General features: G+C 46.5%; 18 protein-coding genes. 2 read left to right on the top strand and 16 right to left on the bottom strand.

What is annotated here, in order from left to right; genetic code table 11:
* Positions 1–208: 208 nt before the first annotated feature.
* From Q369_RS0111980 to menB, 13 genes are all read right to left on the bottom strand, one after another.
* Positions 209–1,033: a glucose 1-dehydrogenase gene (locus Q369_RS0111980; protein ID WP_031528049.1), complete on the bottom strand. Its 825-nt coding sequence runs from the start codon at positions 1,031–1,033 to the stop codon at positions 209–211.
* Entirely contained in the window at positions 1,030–1,245 is a 216-nt protein-coding gene (locus Q369_RS0111975) for a hypothetical protein (RefSeq protein ID WP_031528048.1), read from the bottom strand. Before Q369_RS0111975 ends, Q369_RS0111980 begins: the two co-directional genes overlap by 4 nt.
* 186 nt (positions 1,246–1,431) lie before the next feature.
* Positions 1,432–3,348, bottom strand: a complete 1,917-nt coding sequence (dnaK, locus tag Q369_RS0111970) for a molecular chaperone DnaK (protein WP_031528047.1) — start codon at positions 3,346–3,348, stop codon at positions 1,432–1,434.
* Between the two features lie 163 nt (positions 3,349–3,511).
* Positions 3,512–6,052: a phosphocholine-specific phospholipase C gene (locus tag Q369_RS0111965; protein ID WP_031528046.1), complete on the bottom strand. Its 2,541-nt coding sequence runs from the start codon at positions 6,050–6,052 to the stop codon at positions 3,512–3,514.
* Positions 6,053–6,206: 154 nt separating this feature from the next.
* The gene (rplT, locus tag Q369_RS0111960; RefSeq protein WP_035333345.1) at positions 6,207–6,551 is read right to left on the bottom strand and encodes a 50S ribosomal protein L20; all 345 of its coding nucleotides are present in this window, start codon (positions 6,549–6,551) and stop codon (positions 6,207–6,209) included.
* A 105-nt stretch (positions 6,552–6,656) separates the two neighbouring features.
* Positions 6,657–6,854, bottom strand: a complete 198-nt coding sequence (gene rpmI, locus Q369_RS0111955; RefSeq protein WP_031528044.1) for a 50S ribosomal protein L35 — start codon at positions 6,852–6,854, stop codon at positions 6,657–6,659.
* 135 nt (positions 6,855–6,989) lie between these two features.
* Positions 6,990–7,547 (bottom strand): translation initiation factor IF-3, encoded by a 558-nt coding sequence (gene infC / locus Q369_RS0111950; protein ID WP_051664034.1) that lies wholly within the window; start codon positions 7,545–7,547, stop codon positions 6,990–6,992.
* Between the two features lie 112 nt (positions 7,548–7,659).
* Complete coding sequence (gene thrS, locus Q369_RS0111945) at positions 7,660–9,603, bottom strand: threonine--tRNA ligase (protein ID WP_031528042.1); 1,944 nt, start codon at positions 9,601–9,603, stop codon at positions 7,660–7,662.
* Positions 9,604–9,663: 60 nt separating this feature from the next.
* On the bottom strand, positions 9,664–10,863 hold the full coding sequence (locus Q369_RS0111940) for a tetratricopeptide repeat protein (protein ID WP_031528041.1): 1,200 nt from the start codon (positions 10,861–10,863) through the stop codon (positions 9,664–9,666).
* A gap of 74 nt (positions 10,864–10,937) precedes the next feature.
* Positions 10,938–11,825 carry a class I SAM-dependent methyltransferase gene (locus Q369_RS0111935; protein WP_031528040.1) on the bottom strand — a complete coding sequence of 296 codons (888 nt, stop codon included), beginning with the start codon at positions 11,823–11,825 and terminating at the stop codon, positions 10,938–10,940.
* 320 nt (positions 11,826–12,145) lie between these two features.
* Entirely contained in the window at positions 12,146–13,720 is a 1,575-nt protein-coding gene (locus tag Q369_RS0111930; RefSeq protein WP_229206815.1) for a hypothetical protein, read from the bottom strand.
* Positions 13,707–14,120, bottom strand: coding sequence for an EVE domain-containing protein (locus Q369_RS0111925; protein ID WP_031528038.1), 414 nt, complete (start codon positions 14,118–14,120; stop codon positions 13,707–13,709). Before Q369_RS0111925 ends, Q369_RS0111930 begins: the two co-directional genes overlap by 14 nt.
* 42 nt (positions 14,121–14,162) lie before the next feature.
* On the bottom strand, positions 14,163–14,987 hold the full coding sequence (gene menB, locus Q369_RS0111920) for a 1,4-dihydroxy-2-naphthoyl-CoA synthase (RefSeq protein ID WP_031528037.1): 825 nt from the start codon (positions 14,985–14,987) through the stop codon (positions 14,163–14,165).
* Positions 14,988–15,105: 118 nt separating this feature from the next.
* On the opposite strand from menB, the gene Q369_RS0111915 reads away from it, so the two are divergent.
* Complete coding sequence (locus tag Q369_RS0111915) at positions 15,106–16,158, top strand: AMP-binding protein (protein ID WP_031528036.1); 1,053 nt, start codon at positions 15,106–15,108, stop codon at positions 16,156–16,158.
* Positions 16,159–16,938: a hypothetical protein gene (locus Q369_RS0111910; protein ID WP_031528035.1), complete on the top strand. Its 780-nt coding sequence runs from the start codon at positions 16,159–16,161 to the stop codon at positions 16,936–16,938.
* 7 nt (positions 16,939–16,945) lie between these two features.
* On the opposite strand, the gene Q369_RS0111905 is transcribed toward Q369_RS0111910, so the two are convergent.
* The 3 genes from Q369_RS0111905 to Q369_RS0111895 all read right to left on the bottom strand — a co-directional run bounded on the left by Q369_RS0111905 (position 16,946) and on the right by Q369_RS0111895 (position 19,711).
* The gene (locus tag Q369_RS0111905; RefSeq protein ID WP_031528034.1) at positions 16,946–18,001 is read right to left on the bottom strand and encodes a helix-turn-helix transcriptional regulator; all 1,056 of its coding nucleotides are present in this window, start codon (positions 17,999–18,001) and stop codon (positions 16,946–16,948) included.
* 132 nt (positions 18,002–18,133) lie between these two features.
* Positions 18,134–19,015 carry a bifunctional 5,10-methylenetetrahydrofolate dehydrogenase/5,10-methenyltetrahydrofolate cyclohydrolase gene (locus Q369_RS0111900; RefSeq protein ID WP_031528033.1) on the bottom strand — a complete coding sequence of 294 codons (882 nt, stop codon included), beginning with the start codon at positions 19,013–19,015 and terminating at the stop codon, positions 18,134–18,136.
* A gap of 3 nt (positions 19,016–19,018) precedes the next feature.
* Positions 19,019–19,711, bottom strand: coding sequence for an SIR2 family NAD-dependent protein deacylase (locus tag Q369_RS0111895; RefSeq protein WP_031528032.1), 693 nt, complete (start codon positions 19,709–19,711; stop codon positions 19,019–19,021).
* Positions 19,712–19,773 lie beyond the last annotated feature (62 nt).

Genomic DNA, 19,773 nt, shown 5'->3' with positions numbered 1-19,773 from the left:
GAATAATTCAATAGGTTAAATGTGTAATGCAACTTATTTGCCTTTTCAATGTGCAACCGGTGGTTTTGGATGAGCAAGTAGCGCTTCTGAGTGTAGGAATGTTTTATATGTGTTGAAAGTCTTAGGGAAGTTGCTTCCATAAACACAAAAAACGTCCGGTTTAGGCCGGACGTTTTTTATACTTTGATGAAGTATCGTTACCGTACAATCAACCATTATCCGAAAACTCCGGATAGAGTGTCATGCCGCCGTCGATGTATAAAGTCTCGCCGTTAACATAATCAGATTCATCAGAGGCCAGCCAGGCGACCGCTTTCGCTACGTCCAAAGGAGTACCTATTCTCTTATATGGAATAAGGTTCATGAGCTCGTCGTATTTGCCAGGATCAGACCAAACTTCCTTATTAATAGGCGTCTTAATAGCCCCTGGACTCACCGAGTTAACCCGGATTTTATGTGGCGCAAGTTCCTGTGCGATGGATTTCATGAACATCATGATACCACCTTTAGAAGCAGCGTAATTCACATGCCCTGCCCAGGGAATAATGTCGTGGACAGAACTCATCATCACGATCTTACCAATGGAAAGTTCACTGTGGTTTGTTTCACCCGCTGCTTTTTCCTGTGCAAGAAACTGTCTTGCAGCAGCTCGGCAGCACAAGAACATGCCGGTAAGGTTTACATCTATTACTTTCTGCCATTCCTGCAATGTCATTTCAAGAAACGGAGCGTCTTTCTGTAATCCTGCATTGCTGACCAGAATATCCAGTCTGCCGTACGTAGAGATGGTCTCTTTGAACATCGCCAAAACATCATCTTCACGACTGACGTCAGCCTTTACAAGAATCGCCTGTCCGCCTCTATCTTTGATTTCATCTACCGTTTTCTGGCCTTCTGCTGCATTGGAGCTGTAATTCACTACAACCTTTGCACCTAAACTTGCCAAATGTACTGCACAGGCTCTACCTATTCCAGAACTTGCACCGGTTACAATAGCAACCTGATCTTTGAATTTCAGTTCGCTGCTAATCATATGATTTCTTTTTCGATGGATTTTAATTTTTTCCAAACACTGCGGTTAACCTTTTTGACAGCCCAGTTCTTAGCTATCAAAATGGCTTTTGCTACAGCGTCGCGTGGTGAAATGTTGTGTGACCTGAGAAGTTCCTGGGCAATCACTACCGCCTTTTCGCGGGTAGTTGGGGATAAGTACATCAGTTCAGGTAATGCGATCCTTGCGTCCATATGTTAGCTTGAATTTTAGTAACAGGTTTCTATTTGATGAATTCGTGTGTATCAATGTGATAAAATTTGGTGCCAGTAAGCTCATAATGAATACTGTTTCATTGTGAGATTTGCGCGCCCCATTTTTGAATATTGGGTGTAAAAAAAATCCCCATCTTTTCAGACGGGGATTTTAAAGCGTTAGTCTTATTTGACTTCTTCAAAATTGACGTCCGTCACATCGTCAGTCGCATTGCCGTTGTCAGCTGCTCCCGGGTTACCAGGATTTGCTCCCGGCTGGGCGCCACCAGGCTGGCCTTCGCCGCCTTGAGCGTACATTTCCTGAGAAGCAGCCTGCCATGCAGCATTCAGTTTTTCCATTGCAGAATCAATTCCTGAAAGATCCTGGTTCTGGTGTGCTGATTTCAGTTCAGCCAATGCACCTTCAATGCTGGATTTATTTCCTTCCGAAAGCTTATCGCCAAATTCTTTCAATTGTTTTTCAGTTGAGAAGATCAGGCTGTCAGCTGCATTTACTTTTTCAATTCTTTCACGTTCCGCTTTGTCGGCCGCTTCGTTGGCTTTCGCTTCCTCACGCATTCTGTTGATTTCAGCGTCGGTTAAACCGCTTGAAGCTTCGATACGGATTTTCTGCTCTTTTCCGGTTCCTTTGTCTTTCGCCGAAACGTGCAGGATACCGTTTGCATCCACATCAAAAGTTACTTCGATCTGTGGGGTACCGCGTTGCGCTGGCGGAATATCCGACAAGTGGAAACGTCCCAGTGTACGGTTTTGGTTGGCCATAGGGCGCTCACCTTGCAGTACGTGGATCTCAACAGAAGGCTGGTTGTCAGCAGCAGTCGAGAATGTTTCAGTTTTCTTGCTCGGGATTGTTGTGTTTGCGTCAATCAATTTTGTGAAAACACCACCCAGCGTTTCGATACCCAGAGACAATGGAATCACGTCAAGAAGCAATACATCTTTCACTTCACCCGTCAAAACACCACCTTGGATCGCTGCACCAACTGCAACTGCTTCGTCAGGGTTAACGTTTTTGGAAGGTTTTCTGCCAAAGAATTTCTCAACTTCTTCCTGCACGCGAGGGATACGGGTTGAACCACCTACCAGGATCACTTCATTGATATCGCTGTTAGAATAGCCCGCGTTTTTCATCGCTCTTTTGCAAGGCTCCATCATTCTTTGGAACAATGTATCCGCCAGCTGCTCAAACTTCGCCCGGGTCAATGTGCGAACCAAGTGTTTTGGAATGCCGTCAACAGGGAAGATATAGGGTAAGTTGATTTCAGTCTGTGTCGAGCTTGACAATTCAACTTTCGCTTTTTCAGCAGCTTCTTTCAAACGTTGAAGCGCCATTGGATCTCTTCTCAAATCGACGTTTTCGTCTTTCTGGAATTCGTCAGCAAGCCAGTTGATAATTACCTGGTCGAAGTCATCACCACCAAGGTGGGTATCACCGTCGGTAGATTTAACTTCAAAAACACCGTCGCCCAATTCCAGGATAGATACATCGAAAGTACCACCACCTAAGTCGAAAACTGCAATTTTCATGTCCTGGTGCTGCTTGTCAAGACCGTATGCAAGCGCAGCCGCGGTAGGCTCGTTAATGATGCGTTTTACATCCAAACCTGCAATCTGACCAGCTTCTTTGGTAGCCTGACGTTCTGCATCATTAAAGTATGCAGGAACTGTAATAACCGCCTCAGTTATTTCCTGGCCAAGATAATCTTCTGCAGTTTGTCTCATTTTCTGCAAAATGAAAGCAGAAACTTCCTGTGGTGTATATAATCTGTCCCCGATTGGGATACGTGGCGTGTTGTTAGGTCCTTTTTCTACGCTGTACGCAACGGTTTTCATTTCACCGATTGTATCATCGTATTTTTTGCCCATAAATCTCTTTATGGAGCTGATAGTATGCTTGGGATTAGTGATCGCCTGACGTTTGGCCGGTGCTCCGATTTTGCGTTCACCATTATCCATGAATGCAACGACAGACGGAGTTGTACGGGCACCTTCGCTGTTTGCAATTACGACTGGCTCGTTACCCTCCATGACAGCCACGCAGGAGTTCGTTGTTCCTAAGTCTATGCCAATAATTTTTCCCATTGTTCTATATTAAAGTTAAGTATAATTTGATTCGTTCTGTTGAGCTTGGTGACCAGCATTACGGTCGCTCTGAGGTTCTGTAAAAACCCCGTACCAGAATACAGAAGGGAATTTGTATGTGACAAAGTGTCAGGCTGGGATTCCAGCCTGACGTAAGGAATAGCTAGCTGAGCGCCTGTCCCATAAACGGGTCGCTTTCGCTGAGGTGGCCGGTTTCAATGTGTCCGGCGTAACGCTGGAGAAATTCCGGATCGCTGGAAATAGTAATGGAGAAGTCGTACCAGTTTGAATTTTGGCTTACATTGATTGGGACAAGCAGCTCTGCGCCTGGAGATACCTGTTGTAGATCAACTGTCTTACTACCAGATCCGTAGGAGTTATCTTTGATTGTGACAACTGCGTTTCGGTCTTCATTGAGGCTGGCAAAGCTGAACACGAGAGCCGCATTTGTTTTTTTGTTCTTGTCCAACCGGTAATGCGCGCCCACTTTAACAGAACCTGAATCTTTGGTACCCATGAATTCTCTGAAAAATCCATTTGGTCCATGCACCAACAAATGGTATTTGCCGCCATCGAAATCACTGATTTTCCATGAGCCTTTTAGTGAATCGCCTGCTTTAACGGCATAATTCCATACCTTGAAATCTTCATTTTTGTATTTGCCCGGGGCATAAACAATGAATGGAGCGCCGGCAGATCTGTCTTTGAACATGTCATTTCTGGCTTCCAGCTTTATTTCAAATGCACTTTTGTCAGAGTTGGTGGCGCCGTTTACGTACAGCTCGTAAGGAACAGGGCAGGCAGGACGCGTTCCTTTTTCCTGATTTGGTAAAACAGAAGACGATAGCGGATCCTTATTGATCCTGTCGATTTCTTCCTGGCTCAAAGCTTTATACGCATTTGGTAGCTTCTTGAACTTCGCATTAAAAATTCCTTCCATGAATTCATCGCGTTCCAGGAAAGCCGGTAGCTTGATCTGCTCACCGTTATAGGGCAAAAATGTAGAAGTCAGATCGCCGCAAATTGTCCGTCTCCATTCACTGATGTTCGTTTCTCTGATTGACTTGCCTGTTTTGTTAGACACGAAATTTTCCAAAAACTGCAGAATGGATGTGTGGTCAAAAACCTCCGAACATACATTACCACCTCTGCTCCAAGGGGAAGCGATCACCAGCGGCACGCGGTATCCTAGTCCAATTGGGCTCTCGCGGCTTTCCTTTGCTGGCTTTTTCGTCATATCCTGCTCCAAGGTCACGTACTCGGTTTTGCAGTCAATCCCCGCAGAAACTGCTCCGGTATCTTCTTTATAGGGATTTGGAACGGAAAACGGCGGCACATGGTCAAAGTATCCGTCATTTTCGTCATAGCAAAGGATAAAGATCGTTTTTTTCCAAACCTCGGGATTAGCCGTCAGAATATCCATTACTTCGGAAACGTACCATGCACCATACCAGGGAGAAGTAGGGTGATCTGAAAAATTTTCGGGTGCCACAAGCCAGGAGACCGCAGGGAGCTGTCCGGATTTCACGTCGCTCCTGAACTGATGCAAAGTGTCGCCCAGCGGTGCTTTCGCCTCACGCTCTATATCGCCGTCCATGTACTTCACAGTGGTAATACTGCGGTAGTCCGGGTTGTTTTTATTGGTCGTGAATGCCTTCTGGTGAATGTTCTTGCTGCGCTGCGAAAGCTTTTCAAAATTTTCCGGACTCCATTTGATCAGTTCCTCTTTTACGAGTTTCAGGCTCGACTGTTTGGCTGCAATGGCTTTTTCGATCGTTTCTGTTTCCTTACCCGGTGCAGCTTTTTTCAGCTTCGTCTTTGCTTCTTCAATTTCCCCTGGTAAAGTTTCGAGCTGCGATTTCAGGTACTTCTGGTATCCTGAATGAAAACGGATATTGTATTGGGTAAACCATTCGATCGGGTTGTCGGTGAAGTTGGCAAGCCACGAATCTTCCTCTCCGGTCAAGCCGGTTGAAATACTCAGCTCATTCTGGTATATTTTCCATGAAACGCCGTGGTCTTCCAGTCTTTCGGGGAAAGTTGTCCAGCTGGCTTCTGCATCATCACTTACATTCTCATTTCTAACGTTTGCGTAATGCTTCGGGTCTGGATTTTCGCGTACTGTTCCTGTCCATAGGTAAAGGCGGTTGGGGGTAGTACCGGTCAGTGAGGAGCAGAAATTCTGGTCACACACTGTGAATGCATCTGCGAGCGCGTAGTAAAATGGAATATCCTCCCGGTTATAATAACCCAGCGTAAGCGGCATTTTAGCGTAATCCTTATGCCCCGGCTGCTTGGCGATCAGCCATTGATCGTATTTGCCATTATTCCTGGCATCCACCTGGTTGGTCCACGAATGCGGCAGCGAGCCCATCCAGGTTGCATTGGTCTCACGCATATTCAACCGGAAAGGGACGTGCGTTTCGCCAAATGCATTGTTTTGCATCCACACGAGGTTTTTATTTGGCAAGCGGATCGCGCGCGGATCGTTGAAGCCCCTTACGCCGCGAAGGGTACCGTAGGAATGGTCAAACGAGCGGTTTTCCTGCATCAGAATCACCACGTGCTCGGCGTCTAGGTAAGTGCTTCCTTTTTGTGGATCTATCGCGAGCGCTTTCTGGATTGAGGCTGGCAGCACGCTGAACATACCGGCAGCACCGGTGAGCATCGTCGCTTTTTTGAGAAATTCTCTTCTTGATTCCATTAGATAGGGTAGGTGATTAGTACTTTCCTGTAATACCGGACAGGACTACTAAAGTACCAAGCTTTCGCTATATGGAGGATTAATTAATTGTGAAGATGCCGGGATTGGCTGGGGAGGGCAAAAAAAATCCCGCCGGGGAGGCGGGATTGCTGTTTTATTTTACCTGATCAACGATCGCTTTGAAAGCTTCCGGATGATTCATCGCCAAGTCAGCGAGAACTTTTCTGTTTAGCTCTATGCCTGATGCACTCAGTTTGCCGATAAAAGCAGAGTAAGACAATCCGTGCTCGCGTGCTCCTGCGTTGATACGCTGGATCCACAATGCGCGGAAATTGCGCTTTTTCTGCTTACGACCTTTGTATGCGTAAGCCAAACCGCGTTCTACCGCATTCTTAGCTACTGTCCATACATTCTTGCGACGGCCGAAATAACCTTTCGCAAGCTTCATTACTTTTTTACGTCTTGCACGTGACGCAACGTGATTTACTGAACGTGGCATATTTTAACTGTTTTTGATAATCGGCGCTCTGCTGAGTCTTAAAAAGCCTTTTACCGGGTTGAACAAAGAAACCTGAATGTTACTTCAATTTTAATGGCTTCGGAACTATTGTTTTCCAAGCATTGCCATTACCTGCTTTTCGTTAGACACATCGATCAGACCGGTCTTAACCAAACCGCGCTTGCGCTTCTTTGATTTTTTGGTCAGGATGTGGCTGTGGAAAGCGTGCTTACGTTTGATTTTACCAGTACCAGTAAGCGCAAAACGCTTTTTAGCACCGGAGTTGGTTTTCATTTTAGGCATGATTCAAAGAAATGTTAATTGATAAAATATAAAACAGCGCGCAAAATTAGGCAAAATGTTCATAAAATAAAATCGTGTCCGCGACTTAGCGCCAGGGACACGATTTACCATATCTATATATAACCTTTAGGTCAATTACTTGCTACTTTTTGCAGGGGCAGGAGCGAGAATAATAGTCATTCTTTTTCCTTCCAGTTTGGGTTCCATTTCAAGCTTGCCATATTCTGTAAGTGCCTCTGAAAATTTATTCAGAAGATTAACCCCTCTCTCTTTAAACACAATCGTACGTCCCACAAAGTGTACGTAAGCTTTCACCTTAGAACCTTCTTTCAAAAAGTTTTGAGCATGTTTTAACTTAAACTCAAAATCGTGATCATCTGTATTAGGGCCGAAACGGATCTCTTTGATGACAACCTTCTGAGCTTTCGCTTTGATCTCTTTTTGCTTTTTCTTTTGCTCGTATTTAAACTTGGAATAGTCGACAATCTTGCAAACAGGCGGCACTGCGGTTGGTGCAATTTCAACTAAGTCAAGGCTTTGCGCCTTTGCCATAGCTCGGGCTGTATTGATATCCACTATACCTGGTTCGATGTTCTCTCCAACCAGACGTACTTCTTTTGCTGTAATTCGTTCGTTTATTTTATAAGGTTCTTCGGGAACTCTTAACCGTCCACTAGGGGGTCTTAATGCCATATAACTTGGTTTGGTGTTTTTTGTATTCTTGTGTAAAAATCGAAATTGGTAACAGTGCGCTAACAAAAATAGTGCCTTCCTGAATGAATTATACTAAAAAATCCGAAAAACATCAAATCAATGCTGCTTCTTTCTTGAAATAGCTTGCAAATTCGTCTATTGTCATGCTGCCCAGGTCACCTTCTCCTTTCCGGCGTACTGAAATCTTGCCTTCTGCCGCTTCTTTTTCGCCAACTATCAGCATGAATGGGACTTTTGTAACTTCCGCATCCCTGATTTTTCTGCCGATCTTCTCGTCCCTGTGATCCACAAATCCCCTGATATCATTGTCTTGCAGCCTGAAAAATACCTCTTCGGCGTAATCTGCAAACTTTTCCGAGATAGGTAAAATAGCGATCTGATCAGGAGATAACCAAAGTGGAAACTGTCCCGCCGTGTTTTCAATCAGGATTGCAATGAATCTTTCCATTGAACCGAATGGAGCCCGGTGGATCATCACAGGCTGGTGCTTTTGGTTGTCAGAGCCGGTATATTCCAGTCCGAAACGTTTTGGCATTTGATAATCAACCTGGATGGTACCCAGCTGCCACTTTCTGCCCAGAGCATCGCGTACCATGAAATCCAGCTTCGGACCATAGAATGCAGCCTCTCCTAGCTCGGTTACTGTACTTAACCCACGTTCCTGCGCAGCTTCAACGATCGCATTCTCAGCGCGCTCCCAGTCTTCGTCTTTTCCAATGTATTTTACCTTGTCGTTTGGATCGCGCAATGAAACCTGCGCGCTGTAATCCTCGAAACCAAGCGATTTGAATACATATAGTACCAGGTCGATCACACGTATAAATTCTTCTTTCACCTGATCAGGCCGGCAGAAAATATGCGCGTCATCCTGTGTAAAGCCCCGCACACGGGTCAGCCCGTGAAGCTCGCCGCTTTGCTCGTAACGATACACCGTTCCAAACTCCGAGAACCGCAAGGGCAGATCTTTATAAGAGCGGGGAGAGGTTTTGTATATCTCGCAGTGATGCGGACAGTTCATCGGTTTTAGCAGATACTCTTCACCTAAGTTTGGTGTTTTGATCGGCTGGAATGAATCCTTGCCATATTTATCCCAGTGGCCCGAGGTAACATATAGTTCCTTGCTGCCGATGTTGGGGGTAATTACCGGCAGATAACCTGCCCGCGACTGTGCTTTACTCAGGAAAGATTGCAGCCGCTCGCGCAGCATCGCACCTTTTGGGAGCCACAATGGCAAGCCCTGACCAACTTTCTCAGAGAAGGCAAACAGTTCAAGTTCTTTGCCCAGCCGGCGGTGATCGCGTTTCTTGGCTTCTTCCATTAATGTTACATACTCTTCCAGCTCTTTTTGCTTTGGAAAAGTAATCCCGTAAATGCGGGTAAGCATCTTGTTATCCTGCTTGTTACGCCAGTAAGCGCCTGCAATGTTGGTTAGCTTAACTGCTTTGATAAAGCCGGTGTTCGGGATATGCGGTCCGCGGCACAAGTCGGTAAAGCCGCCTTGCTCGTATAATGTAATGGAACCATCTTCGAGACCGTCGATCAGCTCCAACTTGTATTCGTCTCCTTTTTGCGTAAAATATTCCAGCGCATCTGCTTTGCTGATCGGCTTGCGCACATACTCGTTTTTCTGGCGCGCCAGTTCCAGCATCTTAGCCTCGATTTTTGGAAAATCCTCCTGAGAAATGGACTGTTCGCCAAGGTCCACATCGTAGTAAAAACCCTTTTCAATGGAAGGTCCGGTGCCGAACTTAATGCCCGGATACAACGCCTCCAAAGCCTCCGCAAGTAAGTGCGCAGACGAATGCCAGAATGTAGATTTGCCGTCCTCGTCATTCCACGTCAACAATTTCACCAGCGAATCTTCCGTAATCTGGCGCGTGGGATCCCACACTTCATTGTTAACTTTCGCTGCAATTACATTGCGCGCAAGTCCTTCGCTGATGCTGAGTGCGATTTCAAGGGCAGTAACTCCTTTCGGATAAAATCTTTCACTACCGTCTGGCAGGGTAATTTTTACTTGAGACTCGTCTTTCATTCAAAAATCTATTCTGTGGATTTAATTCAAAGGTTTTTCAGCAAACTGTAAAGTGCAAAGCTATTCAATTTTAGCTTTTCGTGTTGAGTCGACGCGGATATTTGTAGTGCCGCGCGGTTGGAGTACATTGATCTTTACGCGGGCAGTATCAAGCAGCTTGTACCCCGATCCTGCATTCTCCTGAGGATAATACGATTCATAAGTTCCTTCATTTTCCCGCAGCCTAATCCTGTAAAGCCCGTAACGCGCATCCTGATCCCCGGGACTCAATGCCAGTGCAGTGGTATAGTATTCCCGCGCCCGGTCGTAGTCGAAGCTTTTTTCGTAACACAATCCAATTAAGTTGTTGATCTCTTTTGACTGTGGTTTCTTTTTCAAAAGCTTATTCAATGCAGGTAATGCTTTGCCGTAGTGCCGCAGCTGAATGCTGGTATTGGCTATGTGCCAGAGTGCATCTTCGTAGTCTGGATTGAGATTTACCGCTTTTTGGAAGCTGATCAATGCAGTATCAGGTCTAGCCATAGCCATGAAGATCTGTCCTTGTTCAAAAAAGAGGGTAGGGTCTGACGGAAAGCGGCTGATCGCTTTGCTGCTGATTACTAAAGCTTTATCGAGATTTTTAAGTCTGCGTAAAATCAGAATGTTCTGCTGGTAGGCTCGCAGCAGTCTGGGATTTACATTGATCGCGTAATCAAGGCTCTGCAAACTAGCCAGCGAGTCGCCCTGCCGCGCCTGCAACATGCCCTTCACGTAGTAGGCGGAACCATCGTAAGGCGCCATTTTCAATGCTTGGTTCAAGTAACTTACTGATTCGCCAAACCGGTTTTTCGCCTGCAAAATGTCTGCGAGTAAAACATAGAGTTCAGGACTGCTCTGCTGTAAGGCCTCGGCGCGCTGCGCGTCTTCCAGTGCATTGTCAATCTTACCTAGTTCCCGGTTGATTTTTCCCCGCAACAGAAAATAGTCACTTACATTATCTTGTTCGTAGATAGACTCGTTGATATCGTCCAGCGCCTCGGTATACTGCTCCCGTTCAAAATAGATCCGGGCTCTCTTGAAATAGTTTACATCTGAATCTATCCCGCGGTTGATCAGTTCGGTTAGCGATAGTAGCGCGTCGTTCTGCCATTGCGCGCGGGACTTTTTGACTACTGGCGGAATCCGCGAAGCATTTCTCGCGTCGCTCTGGCAGGATTGCAGCAACCCGGTAAAAGCGACCGAAAAGAAGAATATCAGACAGTTAAAATAAGGTAATCTCATATAATTAAGCCCATGCACCACCAGAATTCGACGTGCCCCAGGTATTATACAAAATTGGAAATTCTTCCTGTATTTTAATCATTGTGGTCAGAAAATCGGGAAAATACACCTAGCGGCAATTTTTTGCCAAAAGAATCAGGAATAAACAGCTCGCCGAACTCGTGCCTGATATCTGTACCGAAATGTGCTTTGATCAGGTTTTCTACAATCAATGCAGAGAATCCCAGGGAGTAGAGGTTGATAATAAAAAAGAAGTTTTCCTTCTTCAGTAGCAATGCAGAAAGTCGCAATAACTCGTTCAGGCTTTCTTCCAGCAACCATTTCTCCCCATCTGGGCCACGACCGTAAGCAGGCGGATCAAGAATGATCCCATTGTATTGGTTGCCGCGGCGCACTTCCCGCTGCACGAATTTCATTGCGTCTTCCACTACCCAGCGAATGTTGTCAAGCCCGCTCAGCTGCATATTTTCACGCGACCAGCTGATCACCTGTTTCACAGAATCGACGTGCGTTACATCTGCGCCCGCAGCTTTCGCGGCAAGTGAAGCAATGCCCGTATATGCAAAAAGGTTAAGCACATTTGGCTTCTCTTCGGGAATTTGTTTGAGCTTCTTGGAGATATAATCCCAGTTGGTAGCCTGCTCCGGAAATGCGCCCACGTGCTTAAAAGAAGATAATGCAAGCTTACTGCGCAAGTGCATCGAATTGGTACGGTACTGAAAAACCCACTTTTCCGGCATATCGCCTTTTGTTACCCATTGGCCCTTTTCCTGCGAATTCTTGTCTTTCTTGAAAACCGCATTGGATCGCTCCTCCCATTCGCTCTCGGGCAAGGATTTGTCCCAAATCGCCTGGGGCTCCGGGCGGGTCAATATATAAGGCCCAAATCGTTCAAGCTTTTCAAAGCCACCAGTATCGATTAATTGGTAGTCAGTATGTTGGTCTGGTGAAAGTAGGATCACGGTGATGTTGGATTAAAATTACAAATACAAGTACAAACGCAATACATGTACTGTTACTTGAATTGTGTTTGTCCGTTGGCTAAAGCCGACGGGAATTAATTTTTTTTGCCTTGGCAAATTTATGTCGGCCTCAGCCGACGTATCTATTTCCGTGGGGGTTCAGCCAACGGGAACGGGGCCGACATATCGATTTCCGTAGGCTTTAGCCAACGGGAATGTGGGGCCGCATATCTATTTCCGTTGGCTAAAGCAAATGGAAAACGGTGCGACATATCTATTTCCGTAGGCTTCAGCCAACGGCAAGGCGGCGATAGGGAGGGTCAATATGCAATTTTATTCAGGTAAAACACATTCCTCCTGCCCCTTGTCTGCGGATCGCCGGCGGCATTGATGATTCGCTGTTCGCCCCAGGCGAGATAAAAGTTGTTGTACCAGTAGTCGATGTCATCGGTGCTGGTTTTCCTTACTTTGTCACCTTCCACATTCGTTTCGTTCGGGATGATGTGATCGCTGTCGATTACCTGGTCGCCCTTGATGATCTTACTCCGGATTGCTCCATTGTGACTGTATACAAGTCTGGAATTGCCATTTGAAAAAGTTTGTACCCGAATCTTTTCCCGCAAATCCATGCTTTTTACATGATCAAAATTGATACTGTTGTCCCAGACAAGATTTCCGTTCTGGTCAATATCTGTCACAATCGCATGCGTGTAGGTGAACCCGTCGAAAATCTGCTGATTATAGCCCCGACCGCCGTACATCGGGTTCCATAGATAGGGATTGTAGAGTCCCATTCCAAAAGGATAGCCGAAACCACCATACCCGAAGCCGCCCATCATGTTGTTATTATTATACCGGTATTCAGGGTAAAATGCCTCCGCGACAAGCAGGTAGTGGTTGTCTTTTGGAACGATATCGTGCACCAGAAGCCGATAATTGAGTTTCAGGTCGTCGCCGCTTTCTTTCTTTTTCCTGATGCGCCTTTCCATTTTTTCCTGCTGGCGCTCGTTCATGAAATTAAAGAAGTTTTTAAAATCCGTAAAGCTGTGGTACTTGGTAAAAGCAGTCTCCTCGCCCACGATTTTACTGATATACAATCCCTGCGAAGCTGCTGTCGTACTGCTTTGCATATTCCGGTAACCATAAGTCCCGATTATGATCCGCACAGAATCGTTCAATACCTGCAAACGGCCGCTGAGCAAGGAAAAATCATCCTCCGGGTCGACCGAAACCTGTGTGTACAATTCACCTGTTTCTTCATAGGAGCGGGCGACAATCTTAGTTTGCCTTCCTTTTTTTACTGCAAAACAGACGTTTACCAAATGATGCGCTGTATCAACCTCTACGGTTTGGATCGCATTAGAACCTTTGATCGCCGATGGCAAGACCTTCGTCTGCGCTGTGGTGAGCTGGGTATAGATCAGCACCGGCTCGTTGCGTACCATCCCAGCCATGAACACCGCGTAACCCAAAGTCTTGAAATCCGTAATCTCAAAGCGGTCAAGCGTGTTGATCGTGAAAGTCTCCACAAAACCGGGACCTACATTCACTTTGACAATCTGGTACAGCGAGCTCCGGTATTTACTGAATAGCAGGAATACCGCCTGTCCGTCGTAAGAAGAGGTTACATAGTCAAGATTAGACTCGATAGGCCCGTCGATGGACCAAACCCTGTCTAGATTTGTATCGAACTTCTGCACATTGAATGTGCCCCGGTCTGGTTTTGAAATCAGGAGTACACCCTGCTCGCCCAGCGGAACTGTTTGGTACGCGGTGTTGCCCGACAGCGGAAGCTCAATGCGCTTCACACTTTGTGCAGCCGCCTGAGCGTACGTAAAAACAAGAAGGAACAGGAAAACCGTCGCTTTCAATCCGCAGTTTCTATTTGGAATCATGGGCCAGTCCAACAATAACGTCAAATTCTTCGGGCCGAACAGGTACGACAGACAATCGCGACAATTTAACCAACGCCATTTCTTTCAAACGTTCATCAGCCTTGATCTGCGCCAGTGTCACTGTTTTAGGGAATTTCTCCACCGGCACTACATTCACGACGACCCAGCTCCCTTCCTTTGCAGTCGGATCGGGATAATGTTCTTTGGATACTTCCGCTAAACCAACTACTTCCTTGCCTTCATTACTGTGGTAAAAGAGCACCTGATCACCTTTTTTCATCGCCATCAGATTATTTCGCGCAGCATAATTGCGTACGCCGTCCCACATTCCTTCTTTTTCCTTCACAAGTTGGTCCCAGGAATAAGCGCTGGGTTCTGATTTTACGAGCCAGTAGTTCATGTTCGTCTGTTAGGTTCTTAGCAAATAAGATGTTGGGTAAAATCAGGGGAATTTCGGGTATTTGCTGAAATCGGGCTTTCTCTTTTCAAGAAACGATTTCTGACCTTCCTTCGCCTCCTCGCTGAGGTAATAAAGTAAAGTTGCATTACCCGCCAATTCCTGGATTCCGGCCTGTCCGTCCAGCTCTGCATTGAATGCGCTTTTCAGCATTCTGATCGCCAGCGGGCTTTTCTCCTGGATTTTTTTACACCATTCCACAGTAGTTGCTTCAAGTTCTTCGAGCGGAACCACCTTGTTTACCAGACCCATATCAAGCGCTTCCTTTGCATCGTACTGGTCGCACAGGAACCAGATCTCACGCGCTTTTTTCTGACCTACCACGCGCGCCAGGTAAGAAGCACCGAAACCGCCGTCGAAGCTGCCAACTTTCGGACCGGTTTGTCCGAACCTCGCGTTTTCTGCCGCAATGGAAATGTCACAAATCACGTGCAGTACGTGGCCGCCGCCGATCGCCCAGCCAGCTACCATCGCGATCACCGCTTTTGGAATGGAGCGGATCATTTTTTGCAGGTCGAGTACATTAAGACGGGGAACGTGGTCGTCGCCAATGTAGCCGCCATGCCCGCGCACAGACTGGTCACCGCCGGAGCAGAATGCTTTTCCACCTTCGCCGGTAAGGATAATCACGTCAATCCGTGGATCCTCGCGGCAGATATGCATGGCGTCAATCATCTCGGTGACGGTGAGCGGCGTGAATGCATTGTGTTTGTGCGGACGGTTAATGCTTATTTTTGCGATTCCTTCGTGAATTGTAAAAAGGATCTCCTCGTATTCTTTAATGGTTTCCCATTGAATTTGACTGGACATATCTGAAATGAATTTTTGATAAAAGAAGGCAAGAAGAATCGAAAAGAAGGATATTCTTGCACCAGAAAGTGCGAAAATACTGATTGTTTGGGTATCCTTCAAAAAGCAAACAAATAAGATGTTCCTACCAGCAGATTTTTGGGAAAAGCCGCGGCCGCAGGATGTTTATTTGGGCAAAGCGCACGATTTTATGCGCAAATGGAAATCGGGAGAAAGCGAGTTTACCCTGCATACCTCCGGCTCCACCGGCACGCCCAAGCCTATTGTTTTGACCAGAAAACAAATGGTAACCAGTGCAATGGCGACCGGAAGAGCATTGAACCTGACTCGCGGTACCAGGGCGCTGGTGTGCCTGAATATCGGGTATATTGCCGGCTTGATGATGCTGGTGCGGGGAATGGAACTGGACTGGCAGATCACGGTTATTGAGCCGGCTTCAAATCCGCTCCTGCTGACGGACGAAGCGGCTCAGTTTGACTTCACTGCATTGGTACCTATGCAGTTAGCGAGTATTTTGGAACATCCGGCCACGCGGGATAAGGTAAGTACTTTGGGTAAAATCCTATTGGGCGGCGCGCCTGTCAATGCAGGTTTGCAGCAGCAGATTGCCACGTTGCAGGCGCCTGTTTATCAAAGCTACGGATTGACAGAGACAGTATCCCACATCGCATTGCGCCGCCTGAACTGTCCGGAAGAAGAAATCAGATACACGTTTTTGCCCGGTGTCCAGTTCGGTGCCGACGAAAGAGGATGCCTTTTCGTGACTGGTGATGTAACAAATGGCGAAGTAGTTCAGACCAATGATCTTGTTGAAATTGAAAATAATACATTCCAATGGATCGGGCGGGCAGATAATGTGATCAATTCCGGCGGGGTAAAGATCGTGCTTGATAAAGTCGACGCGGCGGTTGCTAACGTATTTGCCCGTTTGAACATCCCTAACATACATTTTACCTGGTGGGAGCCGGATCAGAAGCTGGGACAAAAACTGGTGCTCGTAATTGAAGGCGAATTACAATCGGTACATGAAAACTCAGTTATGGAAGAAATAAGGAGGCAGGTTTCGGCTTATGAAACTCCGAAACATACTTACTTTGTAAAACAATTTATAAAAACACCAACCGGCAAGATTGATAAGCGCCGGACTTTTTCAACTGTCTCAGTATCTTAAATGGATAAGAATCTTCAAATACCAGGACTTTACATTATCAGGTTCGAAACTGCTCCGGTAGTACCCGCGCCTTTTTCGCACTACTATGCTTTGAAACTGAATCTGGTTTCAGAAACGAAGCTGGATGTCGACTTCGAGCTCCGGTACACCGACCGCGACGAAATTTCCGAAGACGAAATTTATGACGAAGGTTTTACTACCGAGGATGATTATAAATGGAGAGGGAATGTTCCGGTAATCTGGTTGAAAGAGTTTGAGGAGATCTTTACCAGCTCCAAAACGATCCGCAAGCGGGAGGAAAATGAGTACGAGGATTTCGTCGAAATTGAGTTGGAAGAAAATGAAAAGCGTGTTACGATTTATCCGGTTGACAAGGAACGCTGGTCGTACTTTTTACAAGAAATGATGCAGGCAATCTTTGAAGCTAGCGGTCGCGAAAAACCTTTCGAGCTTACATATCTCGAAATAGACGGTGATCAAAAAAGCCGCATTGACCTGAAAGCTTCTTTTGCTAATAAAACATTTACAGTTAGTAAAGACGGCGGAACTGCCCGTCAACTGGAATGGGACCAGCTGCAAAAAATCATGGATACTGTTTACCGAGCAGAATTTGTTGCTGATAATGCATCTGAGTCAAAGCCTTCAAAGAGAGGCAAGTACCTGACCGCCGGTGATGGTTTGTGGTATCAAATGGGCGTAGCAGTTTTGGAAACTACTTCGAAAAGCAAGGATCTGGAAAAAATAGAAGCGCTGTTTAGCACGCTGGGGAGCAAAGTTTAGTGTATTGCTAAATATCCTGCTGTCGGTACTGACTGAGTTCCAATTGGAGCTCGTCTACAAGCTGGGAAATGCGTTCCAGCGAAGGCTGTGGCGCCGGTATTTGCAGACTGACAAACGCCTTTATTTCCCAAACTTCAAGTACATCCTGCAATGGAATTTCAAGTTCCGGAGCAGCTCCATTGTCGGAAGTCAGCAGCAGGAAGCCCGATGTTTTTACGTGATTAAACGCGGTACGACAGATAATTCCTGCGCTTTTTAGCACAAAAACGTACTGCATTCCGTCGTGGATATCATACCAATTCCGCACGAATGTACCGATGAGCAACGCGCCGGGGTAAGTATAATCCGCGCCTGCTTCAAATGCACGATAATAGCCGGTTGGCAAATTAGGCAACTGAAAAGAAGGCAGGTTGGTCAGGTACGCAGGGTTCTGGAAGTTGGCCAGGTAATGCTGCTGCATGTTCAATGCAACCCACTGTACATTCTGATATACATTCGGCCGCTCTTCCGGTTGGGCATTAAACTGACCTGTATTGAATTGATTATTAAAAACAGGTAACTGATTAGCAGGCGCACTGTTGAATGTGGGTTGCGGTTCAGGTTGCTGAAAATGCATATTACGAGCAGGTTGCTGCGGAGGCGCTTCCCCGCTAATCGGTTTAAGATTAACCTGCCGCGACACCATCCGCAAAGGTTGTTCGGGCTGCTGAAATTGTTCAATCACTTTTGCCAGCGGCTGTGGCTCTGCATAGGATGCAGCCCGCTGCTGAACCGGCGGGGTTACATTGCCTGAATGCGAAACCGTCATAGGTTTTGGCTGAGCCAGCGGCAGTGACATATCAGGTGTTTCCCTGAGTTTTCTCAGATCATTTTTTAGCAAATTGTCTACTGTGATTCCGAAAGAAGCGGCAATATTTTTCAGATTCGTCAGGTTCGGATTAGCGCGGGCTTCCTCATAAGCGCCCAGCAATGATCTTTTAATGGCAATTTTGCGCGCAAATTGTTCCTGCGTCAGTCCGTTAAGTCTGCGTAGATATTTGATGTTGTTGCTTACAATGCTCATAATCGATGCTTTGAAATCTGCTACTAATTGACAAATCTTTTAGCAAAAAACAAAAAGCACAACAAAAAACCGGATAATGAATGCGTCTTGCACGCTGCATTATCCGGTTCAAAAAACTTTGCTTTATACCAATCAGGGATAAATCTCCTTTTTCGCAGCTTTGAATGTATTTGTCAGCAAACCGCAGATCGTCATTAATCCCACACCGCCCGGCACCGGCGTAATGTAGCTGGCTTTCGGCGCCACATCGTTGAAGTCCACATCGCCTTTGATCGAGTATCCGCTCTTCTTGGCTGGATCAACAACCCGGGTAATGCCTACGTCAATTACTACCGCGCCTTCTTTCACGTAGTCTGCTTTGATGAAATCGGCTCTTCCAAGCGCGGCAATCAATATATCTGCGCTTTGACAGATCTCTTTCAGATTTTGCGTTTTGCTGTGTGTGATTGTCACAGTACAGTTGCCAGGGTAGCTGTTGCGCTGCATCAGTATGCTCATCGGTAAACCCACGATCTGGCTGCGCCCAACTACTACGCAATGCTTTCCGCTCGTTTCAATGCCGGCGCGGATAATCATTTCAAGGATACCGAATGGTGTTGCGGAAATGTATGCAGGAAGTCCCTTGCACATTTTACCGACATTGACCGGATGAAATCCATCCACATCTTTCGCCGGGTTAACTGCTTCCATTACCGTATTCTCTGATATATGGGCAGGCAATGGAAGTTGTACGATGAAACCATCCACATCGGGATCGTTGTTAAGCGACGCTACTGCTTCCAACAGCTCCGCTTCTGAAATAGTAGGTTCGAAGCGCAGAAGGGTAGAAGAGAAGCCGATTTCCTCACAGCTTCTGATTTTAGACGCCACGTAAGTTTCGCTGGCACCGTCGGTACCAACAAGTATAGCAGCCAAATGGGGCTTTTTGCCGCCACCAGCAACCCACTTTTCTACCTCTACTTTGATTTCAGCTTTAATTTGGGAGGAAATAGCTTTTCCGTCAAGTAATTGCATTCGCTATTGATCTGATAATAAATATTGTTTCGTCAAAACTTCCATTCCCGTCGAAGCCTTTTCCTGGATGAAAACCATGTTAGGTTTCAGTCGGATATCGGGCTGTGCGGGATCGATGATGTAAATCGGTTTGCCTGGTGCCACATAATGTACAAGTCCCGCGGCAGGGTATACAGCCAGCGAAGTTCCGATCACCAGGAAAATGTCTGCCGTTTCTGCCACGTTGATGGCTTTTTCCATCATCGGTACCTCTTCGCCAAACCACACGATGTGCGGACGGAGCTGACTTCCCAGCTCGCATAAATCGCCCGTTTTTAGTTCCCAGGAGTCCATTTGATAAACCAACTCCGGATCCTTCGTGCTGCGCGACTTGAACAGTTCTCCATGTAAATGAATCACATTCGAAGAGCCTGCCACTTCATGCAGGTTGTCTACATTCTGCGTGATAATGCTTACATCGAAATGCTTTTCCAGCTCGACCAAGGCATAATGCGCCGCATTCGGCTTTACTTCGTACGCTTGTTTTCTGCGCTGGTTATAAAAATCCAGCACCAGTTCCTGGTTTCTTGCCCAGGCTTCGGGGGTCGCTACATCTTCAATGCGGTAATTGTCCCACAAACCACCATTGTCGCGGAATGTGCTGATGCCGCTTTCTGCACTGATACCAGCTCCGGAGAGTACTACTAGCTTTTTCATTCTTTTGGCGGTTTTAATGTGTGTTTTGTTTTGCCACGAATGCACGAATGGACACGAATGTC

The organism is Dyadobacter crusticola DSM 16708, assembly GCF_000701505.1.
GTDB classification, from domain to species: domain Bacteria; phylum Bacteroidota; class Bacteroidia; order Cytophagales; family Spirosomataceae; genus Dyadobacter; species Dyadobacter crusticola.
The sequence above is the reverse complement of the archived record's forward strand: the minus strand, read 5'-3'. Positions and strand labels throughout refer to the sequence as shown.

Bases quoted from the DNA above. Each gene is read 5' to 3' on its own strand.
- rplT (WP_035333345.1), bottom strand. From the start codon at position 6,551: ATGCCACGTTCAGTAAATCACGTTGCGTCACGTGCAAGACGTAAAAAA.
- Q369_RS0111895 (WP_031528032.1), bottom strand. From the start codon at position 19,711: ATGAAAAAGCTAGTAGTACTCTCCGGAGCTGGTATCAGTGCAGAAAGC.
- Q369_RS0111910 (WP_031528035.1), top strand. From the start codon at position 16,159: ATGGATAAGAATCTTCAAATACCAGGACTTTACATTATCAGGTTCGAA.
- infC (WP_051664034.1), bottom strand. From the start codon at position 7,547: ATGGCATTAAGACCCCCTAGTGGACGGTTAAGAGTTCCCGAAGAACCT.
- Q369_RS0111975 (WP_031528048.1), bottom strand. From the start codon at position 1,245: ATGGACGCAAGGATCGCATTACCTGAACTGATGTACTTATCCCCAACT.
- Q369_RS0111915 (WP_031528036.1), top strand. From the start codon at position 15,106: ATGTTCCTACCAGCAGATTTTTGGGAAAAGCCGCGGCCGCAGGATGTT.
- Q369_RS0111980 (WP_031528049.1), bottom strand. From the start codon at position 1,033: ATGATTAGCAGCGAACTGAAATTCAAAGATCAGGTTGCTATTGTAACC.
- Q369_RS0111930 (WP_229206815.1), bottom strand. From the start codon at position 13,720: ATGATTCCAAATAGAAACTGCGGATTGAAAGCGACGGTTTTCCTGTTC.
- dnaK (WP_031528047.1), bottom strand. From the start codon at position 3,348: ATGGGAAAAATTATTGGCATAGACTTAGGAACAACGAACTCCTGCGTG.
- Q369_RS0111965 (WP_031528046.1), bottom strand. From the start codon at position 6,052: ATGGAATCAAGAAGAGAATTTCTCAAAAAAGCGACGATGCTCACCGGT.
- menB (WP_031528037.1), bottom strand. From the start codon at position 14,987: ATGTCCAGTCAAATTCAATGGGAAACCATTAAAGAATACGAGGAGATC.
- Q369_RS0111905 (WP_031528034.1), bottom strand. From the start codon at position 18,001: ATGAGCATTGTAAGCAACAACATCAAATATCTACGCAGACTTAACGGA.
- rpmI (WP_031528044.1), bottom strand. From the start codon at position 6,854: ATGCCTAAAATGAAAACCAACTCCGGTGCTAAAAAGCGTTTTGCGCTT.
- Q369_RS0111940 (WP_031528041.1), bottom strand. From the start codon at position 10,863: ATGAGATTACCTTATTTTAACTGTCTGATATTCTTCTTTTCGGTCGCT.
- Q369_RS0111900 (WP_031528033.1), bottom strand. From the start codon at position 19,015: ATGCAATTACTTGACGGAAAAGCTATTTCCTCCCAAATTAAAGCTGAA.
- thrS (WP_031528042.1), bottom strand. From the start codon at position 9,603: ATGAAAGACGAGTCTCAAGTAAAAATTACCCTGCCAGACGGTAGTGAA.
- Q369_RS0111925 (WP_031528038.1), bottom strand. From the start codon at position 14,120: ATGAACTACTGGCTCGTAAAATCAGAACCCAGCGCTTATTCCTGGGAC.